Source organism: Pantoea sp. S18 (genome assembly GCF_045689705.1).
Classification (GTDB): domain Bacteria; phylum Pseudomonadota; class Gammaproteobacteria; order Enterobacterales; family Enterobacteriaceae; genus Pantoea; species Pantoea symbiotica.
Genome location: NZ_CP142689.1, coordinates 245,107 through 262,382, shown reverse-complemented (window position 1 = coordinate 262,382; position 17,276 = coordinate 245,107). Strand labels below are relative to the sequence as shown.

The 17,276-nt window shown below is 54.3% G+C and carries 15 protein-coding genes; 8 read left to right on the top strand and 7 right to left on the bottom strand.

Annotated features, from left to right (window positions below; all coding sequences use genetic code 11):
• The first annotated feature begins 158 nt into the window (after nucleotides 1-158).
• From eptA to VIJ98_RS21060, 3 genes are all read left to right on the top strand, one after another.
• Nucleotides 159-1,799, top strand: a complete 1,641-nt coding sequence (gene eptA, locus VIJ98_RS21070) for a phosphoethanolamine transferase EptA (RefSeq protein WP_323271354.1) — start codon at nucleotides 159-161, stop codon at nucleotides 1,797-1,799.
• Nucleotides 1,799-2,284 (top strand): winged helix-turn-helix domain-containing protein, encoded by a 486-nt coding sequence (locus tag VIJ98_RS21065; protein ID WP_323271353.1) that lies wholly within the window; start codon nucleotides 1,799-1,801, stop codon nucleotides 2,282-2,284. The genes eptA and VIJ98_RS21065 overlap by 1 nt, the downstream gene beginning before the upstream one ends.
• Nucleotides 2,285-2,456: 172 nt before the next feature.
• Entirely contained in the window at nucleotides 2,457-2,612 is a 156-nt protein-coding gene (locus tag VIJ98_RS21060; protein ID WP_154156799.1) for a hypothetical protein, read from the top strand.
• Nucleotides 2,613-2,625: 13 nt separating this feature from the next.
• Here the strand turns inward: VIJ98_RS21060 and VIJ98_RS21055 are convergent, their stop codons facing one another.
• Nucleotides 2,626-3,402, bottom strand: coding sequence for an ABC transporter ATP-binding protein (locus VIJ98_RS21055; protein ID WP_323271352.1), 777 nt, complete (start codon nucleotides 3,400-3,402; stop codon nucleotides 2,626-2,628).
• 194 nt (nucleotides 3,403-3,596) lie between these two features.
• Here VIJ98_RS21055 and VIJ98_RS21050 point away from each other — a divergent pair, with 194 nt between their 5' ends.
• Genes VIJ98_RS21050 through VIJ98_RS21040 form a run of 3 tightly spaced genes read left to right on the top strand, consistent with a single transcriptional unit; the run spans nucleotide 3,597 to nucleotide 6,787 of the window.
• Nucleotides 3,597-4,670, top strand: a complete 1,074-nt coding sequence (locus tag VIJ98_RS21050; RefSeq protein ID WP_323271351.1) for an ABC transporter substrate-binding protein — start codon at nucleotides 3,597-3,599, stop codon at nucleotides 4,668-4,670.
• A 10-nt stretch (nucleotides 4,671-4,680) separates the two neighbouring features.
• Nucleotides 4,681-5,688, top strand: coding sequence for an ABC transporter permease subunit (locus VIJ98_RS21045; RefSeq protein ID WP_323271350.1), 1,008 nt, complete (start codon nucleotides 4,681-4,683; stop codon nucleotides 5,686-5,688).
• A gap of 49 nt (nucleotides 5,689-5,737) precedes the next feature.
• Nucleotides 5,738-6,787, top strand: a complete 1,050-nt coding sequence (locus tag VIJ98_RS21040; RefSeq protein WP_179452737.1) for a PLP-dependent cysteine synthase family protein — start codon at nucleotides 5,738-5,740, stop codon at nucleotides 6,785-6,787.
• A gap of 114 nt (nucleotides 6,788-6,901) precedes the next feature.
• On the opposite strand, the gene VIJ98_RS21035 is transcribed toward VIJ98_RS21040, so the two are convergent.
• The gene (locus tag VIJ98_RS21035; RefSeq protein WP_323271349.1) at nucleotides 6,902-7,960 is read right to left on the bottom strand and encodes an ABC transporter substrate-binding protein; all 1,059 of its coding nucleotides are present in this window, start codon (nucleotides 7,958-7,960) and stop codon (nucleotides 6,902-6,904) included.
• 200 nt (nucleotides 7,961-8,160) lie between these two features.
• Between VIJ98_RS21035 and VIJ98_RS21030 the strand changes: the two genes are divergently transcribed.
• Nucleotides 8,161-9,309, top strand: a complete 1,149-nt coding sequence (locus VIJ98_RS21030; RefSeq protein ID WP_323271348.1) for an acyl-CoA dehydrogenase family protein — start codon at nucleotides 8,161-8,163, stop codon at nucleotides 9,307-9,309.
• Nucleotides 9,310-9,442: 133 nt separating this feature from the next.
• Here VIJ98_RS21030 and fhuE read toward each other — a convergent pair whose 3' ends face one another.
• Nucleotides 9,443-11,638, bottom strand: a complete 2,196-nt coding sequence (gene fhuE, locus VIJ98_RS21025; RefSeq protein ID WP_323271347.1) for a ferric-rhodotorulic acid/ferric-coprogen receptor FhuE — start codon at nucleotides 11,636-11,638, stop codon at nucleotides 9,443-9,445.
• Between the two features lie 538 nt (nucleotides 11,639-12,176).
• On the opposite strand from fhuE, the gene VIJ98_RS21020 reads away from it, so the two are divergent.
• Nucleotides 12,177-12,578: an H-NS family nucleoid-associated regulatory protein gene (locus tag VIJ98_RS21020; protein ID WP_258145673.1), complete on the top strand. Its 402-nt coding sequence runs from the start codon at nucleotides 12,177-12,179 to the stop codon at nucleotides 12,576-12,578.
• A 64-nt stretch (nucleotides 12,579-12,642) separates the two neighbouring features.
• On the opposite strand, the gene VIJ98_RS21015 is transcribed toward VIJ98_RS21020, so the two are convergent.
• The 4 genes from VIJ98_RS21015 to VIJ98_RS21000 form a co-directional block, all read right to left on the bottom strand.
• Nucleotides 12,643-13,503 (bottom strand): 5'-methylthioadenosine/S-adenosylhomocysteine nucleosidase, encoded by an 861-nt coding sequence (locus tag VIJ98_RS21015; protein WP_323271346.1) that lies wholly within the window; start codon nucleotides 13,501-13,503, stop codon nucleotides 12,643-12,645.
• A 138-nt stretch (nucleotides 13,504-13,641) separates the two neighbouring features.
• Nucleotides 13,642-14,841: an aminotransferase class I/II-fold pyridoxal phosphate-dependent enzyme gene (locus tag VIJ98_RS21010; RefSeq protein WP_323271345.1), complete on the bottom strand. Its 1,200-nt coding sequence runs from the start codon at nucleotides 14,839-14,841 to the stop codon at nucleotides 13,642-13,644.
• Nucleotides 14,842-14,859: 18 nt separating this feature from the next.
• Complete coding sequence (locus VIJ98_RS21005) at nucleotides 14,860-16,161, bottom strand: LLM class flavin-dependent oxidoreductase (protein WP_008109483.1); 1,302 nt, start codon at nucleotides 16,159-16,161, stop codon at nucleotides 14,860-14,862.
• 33 nt (nucleotides 16,162-16,194) lie between these two features.
• Nucleotides 16,195-17,265 (bottom strand): iron-containing alcohol dehydrogenase family protein, encoded by a 1,071-nt coding sequence (locus VIJ98_RS21000; RefSeq protein WP_323271344.1) that lies wholly within the window; start codon nucleotides 17,263-17,265, stop codon nucleotides 16,195-16,197.
• Between the last annotated feature and the right edge of the window lie 11 nt (nucleotides 17,266-17,276).

The following is a 17,276-nucleotide window of genomic DNA, read 5'->3' as shown; positions in this document are numbered from 1 at the left end:
TAATGCAATCGATGCCATCCCGACCATTTAGTGAATATCTGGCTGTTGCTGTCAGCGTGTTCGCCGTAGTCAGTTTTCTTGCCGTCTGGTTCTAAACTAAGGTTGACTTAACCTTCATTGCTTAAGCTGGCGCCATCTTCACTATGACGGATGGACCAATGACGTTTTCGCTGCGCAAAAGACCGACCTTGAGTCGGCTCTCTTTTATTTCGCTTGTTTCTATTTATATCGCGGTCTTTTTGAACATTGCGTTTTATCGACAAGTGCTTGCTGCCATGCCGCTCGATAGCGTGCGCACCATTTTGGTATTCGCTTCAATGCCGTTAGTGGCATTTAGCGTAATCAATATCATTGCCACCTTCGCCTCCTTTTTGTGGCTTGACCGCGTTATTCTTGCGCTCTTCATTTTAGTTTCCGCCGCTGCGCAATATTTTATCTGGACCTTTGGTATTGTTATTGATCGCTCGATGATCGTGAATATTATCGATACCACACCGTCTGAATCCTTTGCTCTATTATCACCCAAGTTGATTATTACGCTGGGTTGTAGCGGGCTGCTGGCTGCCCTGTTAGTTTTCTGGATTCGCGTTAAAAACAGCAAACCTATCTGGAAAAGCATCGCCAAACGCGCGGCGTCAATTGTCGCGTCGGTAATCTGCATCGCCTTAGTCGCGACGTTTTTCTATAAAGATTACGCCTCGCTGTTCCGTAATCAAAAAGAGCTGATTAAATCGCTCAGCCCTTCAAACTCGATCGTGGCAACGCTTTCCTGGTATAACCACAGCCGCACCGCCAATTTACCGCTGGTGCAAATTGGTTTAGATGCTAAACAGAAGCCGGAGATGCTGGCGGGTCCAAAGCGCAACCTGACCATTTTGGTGGTGGGTGAAACCACGCGTGCGGTGAATTTCCAGTTAAATGGTTATGGACGCGAAAATACGCCGTTGCTGGCGAAAGATGATGTCACCTATTTCCCGAATACGCAGTCTTGCGGCACAGCTACGGCGGTCTCATTACCTTGTATGTTCTCAAATATGCCGCGCACGCATTATGACGATCAGCTTGCCAGCCATCAGGAAGGGATGCTTGATATTATCCAGCGTGCCGGTGTGCAGGTTCTCTGGAATGACAATGATGGCGGCTGTAAAGGTGCCTGCGATCGCGTCCCGCATCAGGATATGAGCAGTCTGAATCTGCCAAATATGTGCCATGACGGAGAGTGTTATGACGACGTATTATTCCACGGTATTGAGGACTACATTAAAAACCTGAAAGGCAATGGTGTTATCGTGTTGCACACCATTGGTAGCCACGGCCCAACCTATTACAACCGTTATCCTGCGCAGTTTAAAAAATTCACCCCAACGTGCGATACCAGCCAAATTCAGGATTGTTCGCAAGAACAGCTGGTCAATACTTACGACAACACCATTCTGTATATCGATTACATTGTGGATAAAGCGATTAATGTGCTGAAAGCGCATCAGGATGAATACACCACCAGCCTGGTTTATTTATCGGATCACGGTGAGTCGTTAGGCGAAAATGGTGCTTATCTACACGGTATGCCGTATGCGATTGCGCCGGATGTGCAGAAGCATGTGCCAATGCTGATTTGGTTATCACCGGATTATCAACAGCGCTATGGCGTAAGTAAAAGCTGTCTTGATAAACAAGCGGCGCATCAGGGTTATTCGCAGGACAATCTGTTCTCCACCATGCTCGGTTTAACGGGTATTCAGACCACTGAATATCAACCTGCGGACGATATTCTCAGCGCCTGCCGGGCCGCACATTGATGAAATGGATGATCGTTGCAGCCGATGAGCGGCTGATGCAAGAGCTGCAAGTCGTGCTGCAACGCAATGGCTGTGACGGTGATTCCACCGTCCAGCATCTCGAAGCCGGTTCATTAGAGGAAATGTTAGCGCGGGTTCACGCGCTATTTAATGCGCAACAGAAGGTTGAAACAGACTGCGTGGAGATGGGCGAATTTACCCTGCAACTCTCCAGAAAAATAGTCTGGCACGCCGGTAAACCGCTGGACCTAACGCCTAAAGAATTCGTTATTTTATCGCGTTTAATACTGGCGAAAGGCGATGCGGTTCCGCGTGACACCTTGCTAAAAGATATTTATCAATGGGCAACAGAACCGGCCACCAATACGTTAGAAGTACATATTCATAATCTGCGCGAGAAAATAGGCAAGGCGTATATTAAAACGCTGCGTGGCGTGGTTATCGGTTCATTGTGCCGGGAAAGTAAAACCGTGCGGTCGCCATAAATGGCGACCCTACAAGGGATTGGAGCGTTTTTCGTAGGGTGCGCATTCATGCGCACCTGCATACATACGCAAATCAATGCTGAACTGAGCGGTATAACTCTTAAGGTTTGTTAATTAGAAAAACTTAAGTAATACTGACATTCCATCCAGATCGTATTCCAGGGAGGAATAGATGTCTTCATTGCCTTACTACATCGCCATCTTATTGATTATCTGCGTAACCTTTATCTCATTCAGCTTGATGTTAGATCTCTTCGAAATGCGCGAATGGATGCATCACACCACGCATTTTCTCGAAACAACCCTTAAAGATTCTGATACGCCTTAAGAAGGTGACCGCATCACGCCGCCACACGATCCGCGCCCAATAAATCCAGTATCCGGCTGCGCAGCGCCACTAGCTTTGGGTCATCGCGGCGGCGCGGCCACGGCAGATCAACCTCGATCACATCCACCACTTTTGCTGGTCTTGGGCTGAACACCACCACGCGATTCGCCATCACCAGCGCTTCTTCCACGTCGTGCGTCACCATCAGCGTAGTGAACTGCTGCTCTTGCCACAGATCGACAATCTCCTGCTGCATACGCAACCGCGTCAGTGAATCGAGCTTGCCGAGCGGCTCATCGAGAATCAGCAAACGCGGCACGTTAACCAACGCGCGGGCCAGCGCCGCACGCTGCGCCATACCGCCCGAAAGCTGATGCGGCCAGGCCCGGGCAAACTGCCTGAGGCCGACACGATCCAGCATCGCGTTAATACGCTGTTCGCGCAGCGGGCGGCTCTCTCCGCGAATCTGCAAACCGAGGCCAACGTTGTCATAGACAGTGCGCCATGGATAGAGCGTGGGATCCTGAAACACTACCACGCGAGACGGATCGGGCGCAGTAATCGCTTTGCCCTCTTCCGCCAGTAACCCGCTGGCGGGCGGTTCGAGTCCGGCCAGCAGGCGCAGCAGCGTCGATTTACCGCAGCCGGACGGACCAAGCAGCGCGACAAATTCACCGGCCTCTACCTGCAAATCAATATTCTCCAGCACCGGTAAATCTTCGCCTTCTAAGGTGAAATGATGATTAACCTTCTCAATCGCAATATTAACGCCCGCCGAGGTTGAGGCCATATTTTCGCTCCTGCTTGATATGCTAAGAAATAAAGCATAAGCCGCGTCTTTCTCACGGAGAAATAGCCATTCCGGCAAACCTATCCGCAAATTTTCATAATGAAAAACTGCATGATGTCATGCGGGATTGTTATTTTGTCGCGCTAATTGCCTTTGCCATAGTGCCTGTGAACTTTATCTACAAGGAAGACAGGATGGCATTTCAACAATTCTCTCTGAGCCGCCGCGCGTTATTACGTGGGCTGGGTCTCTTTAGTGCCGGCGTGGCGGTGAATCCGTTGCTGAGCAGCAAGGTATTTGCCGACGATAAATCCCTCAAAACCATCAAGCTGGCCTGGGGACAAACCGCAGTATGTCAGTCACCGATTTCGGTGGCGCTGAAGCAAGGTTTCTTTAAAAAGTACGGCTTGAATGTTGAGCCAGTGAACTTTAGCGGCCCAACCGATGCGCTGTTACAGGCGATTGCCACCGGCCAGGCTGATGGCGGCATTGGCATGGCGCTGCGCTGGCTGAAGCCGCTGGAGCAGGGTTTTGATGTTGATCTCACCGTCGGCACGCACGGCGGCTGTATGCGTTTACTCGCCCCGCAGAACAGCGGCATCCGCGATGTGAAAGATCTGGTGGGAAAATCGGTGGCGGTGAGCGATCAGGCCAGTCCGATTCGCAACTTCTTCGCTATTCAGCTGGCGAAACAGGGCATCGATCCTGATAAGCAGGTCAACTGGCTGCAATATCCGCCCGACCTGTTTGGCGAAGCGCTGCGCAAAGGTGAAGTGCAGGCGCTGGCCACCGACGATCCGCAGGGCTGGCTGCTAAAGAAGCAGCACGATCTGGTGGAAGTGGATAACAACCTGAAAGGCGAATACGCCAGCCTCACCTGCTGCGTGCTGGGCCTGCGCGGCTCGCTGGTGCGTGACGATCCCGCCACCGCGCGCGCCATCAGCCAGGCGATTGTCGATGCGCAGCAGTGGACCGCCGAACATCCGGACGAGACGGCGAAAATCTTCCAGCCCTTTGTGCCGGGCTCCGTCGCGGTGGAAGACATTGCCGCGATGCTGAAAGAGCACACTCACAGCCATCACTCCACCGGCGTGCAGCTGCGCAAAGAGGTGGCGGTGTATATCGATGAGCTGAAGAAAATCAACGTGATCCGCCCGGATACCGATGCGCAACGCTTTGCCGAGCACTATGTGCCGGAGCTGCTGCCGGCAGAATCGGCCCATCAGCACGCCAGCAACATGGCGCACATGAGCAACATGTCGAGCTAAGGAGACGCGAATGGCCAGTGAAACCCTGACGATTGCCCGCAACCGTGACGTGCCGCGTCGCATCCAACCGGCGGTTTGGGGTGCGCTCCTGCTGTGGTGGGCGCTGGTAGCGCTGATGGTGGCGGTGCCGGATAAGCCGCAGGGTTTTGCCGCCCCGCGCTTTGTGAATGAAACGCATGAGTTGTTCGCCGTCATCGCGCTCATTCTCACCGGGTTGGCGATTGCCTCAGGCCTGTTCCCGCGATTAACGCTGCTCGCGCCTCTCAAGCGCAGCGGTCCGTGGCTGATTGTGCTGGCGCTGCTGATAGGCCTGTGGGAAACCGTCACCGGCAAACTGGCGCTGCTGCCCGCGCCCTTTTTCGCCCCGCCGCGCGCGTTGGTGGAAGCCTACGCGACCGACTGGCCGCGACTGCTGGATAGCGTGCTCAATTCGCTGCGTCTGCTGGCTTTCGGCTTTATCTACGGCAGCGTAGTCGGCTTTATTACCGGCGTGGCGATTGGCTGGTCGCGCGGCTTGGGTTACTGGGTGCATCCGATTCTGCGTTTCCTCGGCCCGGTACCTTCGACTGCGCTGCTGCCGCTGTCGCTCTACTTCTTCCCGTCGAGCTTCTCGGCAGCGGTATTCCTCATCGCGCTGGCGACCTGGTTCCCGGTGACGGTGCTGACCTGGTCGGGCGTTTCCAGCGTTGATACGCGTTATTACGATGTGGCGCGCACGCTGGGTGCAAATTCGCTGTTCCTCGTGTTGCGCGTAGCGGTGCCTGCCGCGCTGCCGCACCTGTTTGTCGGCCTGTTTATGGGTTTGGGCGCGTCGTTCTCGGTGCTGGTGGCGGCAGAGATGATGGGCGTGAAGTCCGGGCTCGGCTGGTATTTGCAGTGGGCGCAAGGCTGGGCGGCTTACGCCAATATGTACGCCGCACTGATTGTGATGGCGCTGCTGTTCTCTTCACTGATCTCCTTGCTGTTCCTGGTGCGCGATCGCCTGCTTTCATGGCAGCGCAGCGCGGTGAAATGGTAATTCGTTGGGTCGCCATTTATGGCGACCGCCCCCACACATGAGGTCGATTATGGCTGCAAAAATCTCTGCTTCTATCACCGAACTGATTGGCAACACGCCGTTGCTGCGCCTGTCACGCTATGCGCAGCAGCAGGAGATTCAGGCGGATTTAGTCGCCAAACTCGAACTGTTTAACCCCAATCACAGCGTCAAAGATCGCATCGCCCTCAGCATGATTGAAGCCGCTGAACGCAACGGCATTATCCAGCCTGGCGATACATTGGTTGAAACCACCAGCGGCAACACCGGCATTGGTTTAGCGGCAATTGCGGCGGCCAAAGGCTACAAGTTCCGCGTTTACATCAATGATTTCGTCAGTATTGAACGCAGCCAGATTATTCAGGCGTACGGCGCCGAAGTGGTGCCGTTTAGCACCATTGAAGGCTTTAAGGAATTCTACGATGCCAGCAACGGCGATTTTGTCGCCGCCACCAAATGGCTGGCCGAGCAGGTCACCGCAGCGGAACCGGAAGTGCATTTTCTACTTCAGCTGGATAATCCGGCCAATCCGGCGGTGCATGAGCGCACCACCGGGCCAGAAATCTGGCGCGACAGCGGCGGCGAGCTGGATATCTTTATCGCCGCCGTCGGCACCGGCGGCACGCTCTCCGGCACCGGACGCTATCTCAAGCAGCAGCATCCGGGTTTGCAGGTGATCGCCGTCGAGCCGGGCGTGGGTTCACAGCCAAGCGAACTGCGTCCCGATCCGTTGGAGATCACCGGCGTACATGCGTTCAGCAACCAGACGCCGGAGCGCATTCCTGCCAATCTCGATCACCGCGTTTACGATGAGGTGATTGCGGTGGAAACCTGGCAGGCGTATACGGCGGCGCGGCAACTTGCGCTGAGCGAAGGTGTGCTGGTAGGCGATTCGTCCGGTGCAGTGTTGTGGGCGGCACAACAAGTTGCAGCGCGACCGGAGAATCGCGGCAAGCGCATTGTGGTGTTGCTGGCCGATGGCGGCAGCAGCTATTTGACCACCCAGCTGTTCGCGCATCAGGTGCCAGCGGAGTCGCTAAAGCTGGCGAGCGCCGTGCAAACTTCCAGGAAAATCGCCTGAAAATAATACGCAATACATTGCCTATGTATGAAGGTGCGCATGAATGCGCACCCTACGAAAAACCTTGCCAAACAGCTGTAGGGTCGCCATTCATGGCGACCTCAAAATCCCGCACTAAACCAACACGTTGCTGGTAATCCCTTTGGCAAACAGCAGCGGATCGGTTTCCGGTCGTAACACGTTGATCGCCTTTAAATCGCGCGCATACACGTCAATCTCATTCACAAACGCATTACCCACCGAATAGTGTCCGTGCGTATGGGTTTTCAACACGCTGGCGATCTCCTGCGGCGTGGTGTTGAGCGCCTGGCCGTTAAACTCGCTGCCAATCGCTTCCGGGTGTTTGGCCGCATAGGCATGTGCCTGCAAAATCGCGTGGGTGATCGCCGCCGCCACTTCCGGCTGCTCGCGAATCAAGCTGCCGCGCGTGCCCACCACACAGCAACTCAGTTTGGCGTACTCGTCCATTAAGTTGGTGCCAATCTCGCGGTAGCCCGGCTTCTGGGTTAAGCGCCACATCACCGGATCGGAACCGCTGGCGGCCTGAATCTCGCCCTTCTCCAGCACCATCGGCAGCAAATCCTGCGGGAACACGCGCCAGTCGACATCGGTATTGGGATCGACGCCGTGCTTTTTCAGCATCAGCGAGAAGAAGTTTTTATCCGCGCCCGCCATGTCAGTAACGCCGATGGTTTTGCCTTTCAGCTGTTCCAGCGTGGTTGGCCCGCCATCGCGCGCCAGCAGGCGCATACAGCCGCCGTGCGTGCCCGCAGTAAGTTTCACATCAAAGCCTTGTTCCAGCGCTTTCAGCCAGCGTAGCGCCATGCCGATGGCGACTTCGGCTTTGCCAGTGGCGATGGATTCCAGCAGCAATTCGGTTGAGTTGCCGAAGTTAACAAACTCCACTTCCAGGTTGTGCGCTTTGAAGAAGTTATGCTGATCGGCTACCACAACCGGTGCAAGACAGATGGCATTGAGATTCACCGCTAGACGCACATGCGTCGGCTTCGCCAGCGCCCATTTTCCAGGGCCCTCTTGCAGTAAATCGCCAGGCATCTGCATACCCGCCATATGATCTTCGGCAAACACGCCGCCCGGTAACGTTGCCGCCATCGCCGCGGCGGCTGAATATCCCAGAAAATGCCGACGGGAAACTAAATAATTATTTGGCATTAAATGACTCCCAAAAATAAATGCAGGTGAAGTTGCTAACCCTATTTAATGGGTTGCGCAGAAACAGCCATTGCAAATTAACACTTCAACCGGCGGCAGAATTATGCCGATTCCGCATGTATTAAGCCGGTTTATTGCTTTTACAGCGGTGGTGGAAAAGGAAACAATTAAGCCTGATTTGATCAGGGGATTAATAACGTATGGCAAATAACGCGCCCTTTCTGGCTGAAATATTGCCGGTGATTATTCAGGCTTTAGAAAAAGATGCTGAAGAGGTTGATCGCAGCGGAGAATTTCCCAAAACGGCTTTTAGCGTGTTGCAGCAGCATGGCTTGCTGCACTTCGTATTGCCGACGGCGTCAGGCGGCAGCGGCGGCGATCTGCTGGCAAGCCAGGCGATTATTCAGGCCGTGGCGCGTGGCGAACCTTCTGCCGCGCTGATCCTCATCATGCAATATCTCAACACGCGCCGCCTCGACGACAGTTCAAACTGGCCAGATGCGGTGCGACGTAAGGTGGCGGAGAGCGTGATTCGCGATGGTGCGCTGATTAACGCGCTGCGCGTCGAACCGGAATTAGGCACGCCCGCGCGCGGCGGATTGCCCGCTACACGCGCACGCCGCACTTCTGAAGGCTGGCGCATCAGTGGCGAGAAGATTTACTCCACCGGCAGCTATGGGCTGAGCTGGTTTTTGGTCTGGGCCAGCAGCGACGATGCCGATCCGCTGGTCGGCGGTTATCTGGTGCCAGCCAACGCGCCCGGTATTCGCATCGTTGATGAGTGGGATCATCTTGGCATGCGCGGCACCTGCAGCCATCGCGTGGTGCTGGACGACGTGCTGATCCCGCTCGATCACGCGGTAAACGTTGCGCCGTGGAGCACGCCGCGACCCGGCCTCAACGAAGAGGAATCAGTGTGGATGGCGGTGCTGCTCGGTTCGCTGTATGACGCCATTGCGCATAGCGCGCGCGACTGGTTTATCGGCTTTTTGCAGCAGCGCATACCGGCCAATCTTGGCGTACCGCTGGCATCATTGCCGCGCTTTCAGGAACTGGTTGGCCGCATCGATACGCTGCTGTTTACCAGTCAAATCCTGCTGAGCAGCGCTGCCAACGGCCACGTTGCCGGCGGACATGCCGCACAAATCAAACAGGTGGTGACCGAAAACGCCATTCACAGCGTGCAGCTGATGGTAGAGAGCATCGGCAATCACGCGCTGACGCGCCACCATCCGTTACAACGTCACCTGCGTAACGTGCTGTGCGGCCGCATTCATACGCCGCAGGACGACGCCATTTTCACTTCCGTGGGTAAATTGGCTCTTTCTGTAGAGATCAATTCATCATGACGCTGGAATTCATGAATCTGGTTGGGGAGGTCGCCATAAATGGCGACCCTACGGGGAAAATGTTTTGTAGGGTCGCCATTTATGGTGACCGCTGAGAATGCTGGATGCGTATTACGCGCACCCAGCATTTGCATCAGAAACGATAGGTCGCCGAGACAGAGAAGTTACGTGGATCGCCGTACACGATGCCGCCGTTACTGACGTTGGTATCATACTCTTTGTCGAACAGGTTGTTGATGTTGGCCTGTAACGAGACGTTTTTTGTGACATCGTAACGTGCGAACAGATCCACCACTGAGTAGCTGCCCTGACGTGCGCGCCAGGTGCCTTCACCGTCTGGACCGCCAATGTCGCCGTAGGTTTTCGACTGCCAGGTCACGCCGCCACCCAGGGTCAACTGATCCAGCATCGGCAAGCGATAGCTGGTGAAGAGATTGAATGAGGTGCGTGGCAGGTTCGAGTTATAGCGATCACCGTTGGCATCTTCCGCTACGTAGCTGGTACCGCCGAAGGTCATCTGCCAGTTATCGGTTACCGCGCCGTTGACTTCAAACTCTACGCCACGGCTAACCACACCTTTCTTACCAACATAGATAGCATTGCCCGTCTCCGGGTTAGTTTCTCCGGTCGCTTCGCCAACGTTGTCCAGCTCGGTGCGGAACACAGAAACGGAGGTAGTCAGGCGACTGTTAAACCAGTCTGATTTCACACCCGCTTCGTAGTTCTTGCCAATCACCGGCGCCAGGAAGGCTCCAGACGCATCCTGATAATCCTGCGGCTGGAACACCGAAGTGTAACTGGCGTACGCGGACCAGTTGTCATAGAAGTCCCAAATCACACCACCGTACGGCGTGATATTGTTCTTCTCCATTTCTTCGCTCAGCGTCTGACGATTCCAGTTGGTGTAGCGGGCACCCAGAATCACATGTAGCGGATCGGCCAGCGAGATGCGGGTTGCCAGATAGGCAGATTTTTGACGAACCAACTGCGTATCTGACGCCGGTTCGCGCGGATCCCAGTTGGATTCAGGGAAGTCGCCATTGTAGTTATTAAAGTTACCCAGCTCTTCTGAGGAGATATTCTCCCACGAGCTGAAGTACTTGTTGTCCTGACGGCTGTAGTTAACGCCGATCATCAGCTCATGCTGACGTCCCAATAATTCATACGGGCCGCTGGCGAAGGCATCCACTGCATCCACTTTACGTTTGCCAGTGTTGTAGCCAGTGCCGCCGATAACCGGATAGCCGGCGTAAGAAGAAGAGCCCGCGCCGGTGGTTTTATCGAAGAAGCCATCGATATACAGCTGTTTGCTGTCGAGGAACATTTCGTTGTGCGTGCCGTTAAGCGTGATGTTCCAGCCGTTATCGAAGTTTTGCTGCAGATTAACAAAGACTTTTTTGTTTTCTTTGTTGTTGTAAGCCCAGTCTGGCGCGGTGTTGTAACCACGACGCAACTTCGTTTGTGAGCCATCGGTATACCAGCGCGGGGAGCCGCCCCACATTGGCGAATCGGTGTTAACCTGGCTGAATTCGTAACCGACCGACAATTTGGTGGAATCGGTCAAATCAGCATCAACCACGCCATAGACGAATTTTTTATCTGCGCCGTAGCGTTCGATGAAGCTGTTTCTATCTTCATAACCCGCCACCAGGCGACCACGCACGTTACCTTCGGCGGACAGCGGCGCAGAGAGATCGGCAACATAACGCTGTTTGTTCCAGCTGCCATAGCTGGCTGAAACGCTGCCGGTGAACTCTTTGCTATCGGCGTGCTTACGCACCATGTTGATCGAAGCAGATGGGTTGCCTGGGCCAGTCAGCAAGCCGGTGGCGCCGCGCACCACTTCTACCCGCTCATACAGCGCCATATCACTCTGCGCATCGCCGAGGTTCCAGCGTGAGGCGAAGGCGGTGGGAATACCATCGGTCATATAGTTGTCGATCAGGAAACCGCGCGAATAGTAGTTAGTACGATCCATATCGCCCGAGACGCCGTGAATGCCGGTGGTGTTGGCCAGCACATCGTTCAGCGATTGCAGCTGCTGGTCTTCCATACGCTGCTTGCTGACGATCGAAACCGATTGCGGAATATCGCGCGCGGTGAGCGCCATTTTGGTACCGGCTCGCGTCACCGGTACGCTGTAATCCTGTGCCGCCTGCTGTTGCTGATCCGCGTTAGCGCTGGCATCAACATTCAGCGTCTGTTCGGTGTTGGTGGTCTCTGCTGCCTGCGCGATACCCGACGCAACCATCATAGCCAGTAAAGAAAGACGCAACGCGCGCTGAGGCGCATTGCCGGGTTTCCTGACGCGCAAATCTTCGAAAGACATACAATTCCTCAATCAACTTTTCGTTATTTTTTTGCGGCACCGCTGCTGACGTCTGAAAGAGGAACGACAGTAAGGAAGCCGTTAAGAAAGCAAATGAGAAATATACGCATTAAGGTTTACAATGCAAGAAATTGTTACCGGTTTACTGACACTTTTACACTTTGTGAAACGCCTTATTCTTCAACGAGTAATAGTTGATAAGCGTTATTTTCAGGAAGGTTCATGCAGGGATTTTCGTCAACTATGTGAAATTGAACAGATTCCAGCACACATACTATTTGTAGGTCGCCATTCATGGCGACCTTCACATACAACGCATTAAAACGCTGAATAATGCAGCAACTATTATTCTCATTACTCAAAAACATAACGTGAATAAGCCAAACAGCTTGAAAACACGCCAGCCAATATAAAGAAACGTCTGATCGTCCGGATATTTTCCGGACAATTCTGTCTACGACAGATGATTTTAATTTGGCAAAAAATCTCGTAGAATGCTCTCCTTTACACTAGTCCAATAAGTAATAAGGATTTATTCATGAGCGATGCACTTAACGCATTGAACAATCTTCGTACGCTGCGTGCCGAAGCGCGTAATATTGATGTCGCAGCATTAGAAGAGATGCTGGAAAAATTCGCCGTGGTAGTCGCAGAACGCCGTGAAGAAGCGGAAGCAGAAACTGCAGCCCAGCGCGAAAAAGAAGAAAAACTGGCGCTGTATAAAGAGATGTTGTTGAAAGACGGTATCGATATTAGTGACCTGGCGCAATTAAATACTCAGGAAAGCAAACCCAAGTCGAAACGCGCGCCGCGTCCTGCGAAGTATAAGTTCATCGACGAACAGGGTAATGAGAAATTGTGGACCGGCCAGGGCCGCACGCCATCACCGATTAAAGCCGCACTGGAAGCTGGCGGTTCGATGGATGATTTCCTGATTTAATCGGCCGCATGCAGTACCGAGCGTGAACAAATAAACGCAGCACAAGTGCTGCGTTTTTTACTTATTACTTCCGAGCGTTAATCTGTTTGATATACGCTTTTAAAACGTCGTAGACATAATCCTGGCAAGCGATACCTGTTTGCGCATCATACTTACCGTCATTGGTGATGTTGTTAGATAACACACGAATACCGATAAACGGGATATTAAACAGCGATGAGATCTGCGCAGCCGACGCGGTTTCCATCTCCTCAACGGAGGTGTTGAAATTCTCATGGAAGAAGCGAATACGGTCCAATTCGCTGTTCCACACATCAGCCGATCCAATCACGCCTTCCACCACTTTGCCTTTGGTGTAAGCCGGCATCGCCTGCTCGGCGGCTTTCATCAGCTGTGGATCGGCGGCAAACTGACGAATGCTGTGGGCATTTTTATCTTCACCCGCGCTGCCTTTTGAGGCCATCAAATCCATCGGTTTCCACTCAACGGAATTACTGCCCGCGCCTTGCAACTTGTGCGGCGTTTTAAACGCGCCGAGGTTGACCGAATATTTGCCCACGACGATGTCATAGACGTGTAGTGCCGGATCGTGACCGCCTGCAGTGCCCTGATTAATGATGGCTTTAGGTTTGAATTCAACTGCAGCAATCGAGGTTGCCGCCGCGACATTTGACATGCCTTTCAGCGTTTCAGAAACAATCACCGGATAACCATCAACCGTGCCCTGCCAGAAACGCCATTCGCCAATCTGACGCTCTTTAGCGTTTTCCAGTTTGGCGGCGAAATGCTCGGCTTCAACCGGCATCGCGCCCTGAATAATGATCGGTGCCTGAGAAGTTTCTGTATTTGCCATGGCTTGCAGCGGCGCGAAAATAGCCAGGCCGCTAATCAAAGCGGTATTGAGATTCAAAGATAATTTAGACATGAAATAATAACCGGAAATAATGAAAAAACGCATTATGCGTGATGAAGGGCGTGTTGGAAAGTTGTTAATTTACTCTTGAAGTTATTGCGATAAGACGCCAGATAAAACCTAAGAATTATCTGGCGAATCTAGCAGGAATTAGCTTAATGCCGCACAGGCCTGCGCAATTCTACGACCCGCTTCACGCACTGTTGCAATATCAGTGGCAATTGATAAGCGGAAATAAGGCGATAAGCCGTACGCACTGCCCGCCACGCCCGATACACCGCTTTCCAGCAGATAATTCATCACATCTTGCTCGCTTTCGATCTTCTGACCATCGGGACGCGTTTTGCCCAATAAACCAGCGCAGCGGCAGAAAATAAAGAACGCGCCATCTGGGTTTAGCACGTCAATTTCCTGCACCGGCTTTAAGAACGTCATAATCGCATCGCGGCGATCCTGATAAGCCGTGCGTTGCGGCGGCAGGAAGTCGAGTCCACCGTTATACGCCGCCACCGCCGCAGCCTGACTAATGGCGCTGGCACCGGAACTGTTTTGCGACTGCACCACCACCATCGCGTCGATCAAGGCTTTTGGCCCGGCACCGAAGCCGATGCGCCAGCCGGTCATGGCGTAGGTTTTCGACACGCCGCCCACCAGCAGAATGCGCTCGGCTAAATCCGGCGCGACGTGCAGCAGGCTGACGTGTTCACGGCCATCAAACAGAATATGTTCGTAGAGTTCATCCAACATGATCAGCACATCAGGATGATCGCGTAGCACTGTCGCTAGCGCGGTCAGCTCATCAGCGCTGTACACCATGCCGGAAGGATTACCGGGATTGTTCAGCACCAGCCAGCGGGTTTTACTGGTGATTGCCTGCGCCAGCTGCTGCGGCTGCAACTTGTATTCCTGCTCAAGCGGACACTCAAGCAGCACCGCTTCGCCGCCGTTGAAACGCACGCTATCCGGGAAGGTCGGCCAGTACGGTACCGGCACAATCACCTCATCGCCCTCATTCAGCGTGGCAGCAAAGGCGTTGAAGATGATCTGCTTGGCACCGTTAGCGATGCAGATTTGCCCCAGCTCGTAATCCAGCTGGTTTTCATTCTTCAGCTTGGCTATCACCGCTTTGCGCAGCGGCGTGGTGCCGTTGGTTGGCGTGTAACGCGTTTCACCGGCTTCCATCGCCGCCACCGCCGCCTGACGAATGTGCTGTGGCGTATCAAAATCTGGCTCACCGGTGGTGAGATCGAGAATATCGACGCCCTGCTCTTTTAGCTGGCGCGTCAGTTGACGCGCCGCAGCATTGGCAGAGAGCGACACGGACTGCACACGCCTGGATAAGGTGACCATGTTGAGCTCCTGAATGGGTTATGCCACCGGCAAGCCGAGGTTTTCACGCAGCGTGGCGAACTCGTAATCATCACGGAACAGGCCGCGACGGCGCAGTTCCGGAATCACCAGCTCAACAAACAGATCCAGCTGCTCGGACATAATCGCCGGCATGATGTTGAAGCCATCCGCGCCGCCCTCGTTCAGCCACAGCTCGAAATCATCGGCGATATCTTCAGCGGTGCCGACAATCACGCGATGTCCACGTGAACCGGCAGCCACCGCCGCCAGCTCGCGCAGCGTCAGATTTTCACGCTTCGCCATGTCGGTCATCAGTTTTACTCGGCTCTGGTTACCTTCGCCCAGCGGCACTTCTGGCACCGGACCATCAAGCGGGAACTGGCTGAGATCCATGCTGAAACGCAGCGACAGCTGACGCAGACCGTTTTCGATATCCACCAGCGTGTTGAGCTCTTTCCACAGCGCTTTGGCTTCTTCACGCGTGCGGCCAACAATCGGCATCACGCCCGGCATGATCACCACATGATCCGGATTACGTCCGGCGGCAATCACCTGATCTTTCTGTGAACGATAGAAGGTTTGTGCCTCTTCGAGGCTAGCCGCAGCGGTGAAGATCACTTCTGCGGTTTCCGCCGCCAGTTTCTGGCCATCGGCGGACGAACCGGCTTCGATGATCACCGGACGACCTTGCGGTGAGCGGGTGATGTTCAGTGGACCTTGCACCTGGAAGTGCTCGCCTTGGTGGTTAATCGGCTGGATTTTGTCATCAACAAAGTACGCGCCGGTCTCTTTATTCGGCTGCACCGCGCCCTCTTCCCAGCCGGCCCACAGTTTTTCCGCTACTTCGAGGAATTCACGCGCACGCGCATAACGCTCGGCGTGGTTCGGCATATCGTTGCGGCTAAAGTTGCGTGCCACATCGGCGGAGAACGAGGTCACCACGTTCCACGCGGCGCGACCACGGCTGATATGGTCCAGCGAGGAGAAGCTGCGCGCCATGGTGAACGGATCGCTGAAGGTGGTGGACGCGGTTGCCGCCAGACCGATGCGTTTAGTGTTGACCGCCAGCGCCGACAACATGGTCAGCGGCTCAAGGCGCGCCATGGTCGATGGCAGGCGATACATGCTGGTGGCCAGTGCATCGCCAACGAAGAACAGATCGAATTTACCGGCTTCGGCTTTTTTGGCGATGGTGATCAGCCAGTCAATATCGGTCGGATCGCCAAGCTTTTCTGTCAGGCGCCAGCCGCTGACATGTTGTCCTACCGGCTGCACGAAAAGGCCTAAACGGATGCGGCGTTGTTGTTGTGAGTTAGCCATTAATTTGTCCTGGTCAATTAAAAGTGGTGCGATTTAAAACGTGTTCTCGGTCGCCAGCAGCGCCTGTTCCAGCGCATCAGCAGAGATGCGGAATGGCAGACGTTCGGCGCTGGCCGCCGGGAATTTAATTTGTTCCGCGATGGTACGGATCGTCGCCCTGCGGTCGCCGGTTAGCGGCGCTAAGGTCAGCGGCATATCGTACTCACGCAGCAGCGCCAGCAGATCGGCATCCGGCACGCCGTTATGCTCAATCAGCGATTGCACCAGCAGGCTGTAACCCACTTTTTCGCCGTGCAGCCATTCGTGCAGTTCCGGCTGATGCGTCAGACGATTGTGGATGGCGTGGGCAAAACCAGGCGTTGGCAGCACATCGCGCACGCTGTTGGCTAATCCGGCCAACACGATATTGGCATCGATGATTTTCACCAGCTCTGGCGTGACAATCTGCTGTTCGTTAGCGGCAACCGCCGCTGCACCCAGCTCGCGATAGAGGTCCAGCGCGCGTTTGGCAGTCATTACTTTGAGATCCAGCGCCAGATCGTTGGGATTGTTACGCTGATAAGGGTAGAACTCGTAATATTTTGCCAGCGCATCAACGATGCCGGCCTTCAGATAGCGCACATCGCTGCGCGCGATAATCTCGCTATCCACCAGCACCAAATCCGGCATTTTGCCTAGCGGCTGGCTGCGCACATGGCCGCCGTGCTCATTGTAAACAATCGCTACTGGCGACCAGGCCGCGCAGGTCGCCGCAACCGTGGCGAAGTTGATTACTTTGAGATCGGGCAGCTGGCTACCAACTGCTTTCGCCGCATCCAGCACGCGTCCGCCGCCGACCGCAAACAGCAGTTCAGCGCCCTGCTGCTCGACATTTTGCTTCAGGGTTTCAATCGCGGCATCGGTGCATTCACCGGTCAGATACTCTATTTCCCAGCGAATAGCATTGGCTTCAAGGCTCTGAGTTAATTCCGGATTAACCGCCTGCCAGGCGCGAGGAGAAGTAAAGATGCGAATATGGGAAGCGTAAGGTTTGATAAATTCACCGGCGCGCGCACGCAAACCGGATTCATGTGCATATGCACGCGGAGATTTGATCGCTAACACGGCGTCACCCT

Bases quoted from the DNA above. Each gene is read 5' to 3' on its own strand.
- VIJ98_RS21005 (WP_008109483.1), bottom strand. From the start codon at position 16,161: ATGGCTAACTCACAACAACAACGCCGCATCCGTTTAGGCCTTTTCGTG.
- VIJ98_RS21050 (WP_323271351.1), top strand. From the start codon at position 3,597: ATGGCATTTCAACAATTCTCTCTGAGCCGCCGCGCGTTATTACGTGGG.
- VIJ98_RS21065 (WP_323271353.1), top strand. From the start codon at position 1,799: ATGAAATGGATGATCGTTGCAGCCGATGAGCGGCTGATGCAAGAGCTG.
- VIJ98_RS21015 (WP_323271346.1), bottom strand. From the start codon at position 13,503: ATGTCTAAATTATCTTTGAATCTCAATACCGCTTTGATTAGCGGCCTG.
- eptA (WP_323271354.1), top strand. From the start codon at position 159: ATGACGTTTTCGCTGCGCAAAAGACCGACCTTGAGTCGGCTCTCTTTT.
- VIJ98_RS21045 (WP_323271350.1), top strand. From the start codon at position 4,681: ATGGCCAGTGAAACCCTGACGATTGCCCGCAACCGTGACGTGCCGCGT.
- VIJ98_RS21030 (WP_323271348.1), top strand. From the start codon at position 8,161: ATGGCAAATAACGCGCCCTTTCTGGCTGAAATATTGCCGGTGATTATT.
- VIJ98_RS21035 (WP_323271349.1), bottom strand. From the start codon at position 7,960: ATGCCAAATAATTATTTAGTTTCCCGTCGGCATTTTCTGGGATATTCA.
- VIJ98_RS21020 (WP_258145673.1), top strand. From the start codon at position 12,177: ATGAGCGATGCACTTAACGCATTGAACAATCTTCGTACGCTGCGTGCC.
- VIJ98_RS21010 (WP_323271345.1), bottom strand. From the start codon at position 14,841: ATGGTCACCTTATCCAGGCGTGTGCAGTCCGTGTCGCTCTCTGCCAAT.
- fhuE (WP_323271347.1), bottom strand. From the start codon at position 11,638: ATGTCTTTCGAAGATTTGCGCGTCAGGAAACCCGGCAATGCGCCTCAG.
- VIJ98_RS21040 (WP_179452737.1), top strand. From the start codon at position 5,738: ATGGCTGCAAAAATCTCTGCTTCTATCACCGAACTGATTGGCAACACG.
- VIJ98_RS21060 (WP_154156799.1), top strand. From the start codon at position 2,457: ATGTCTTCATTGCCTTACTACATCGCCATCTTATTGATTATCTGCGTA.
- VIJ98_RS21055 (WP_323271352.1), bottom strand. From the start codon at position 3,402: ATGGCCTCAACCTCGGCGGGCGTTAATATTGCGATTGAGAAGGTTAAT.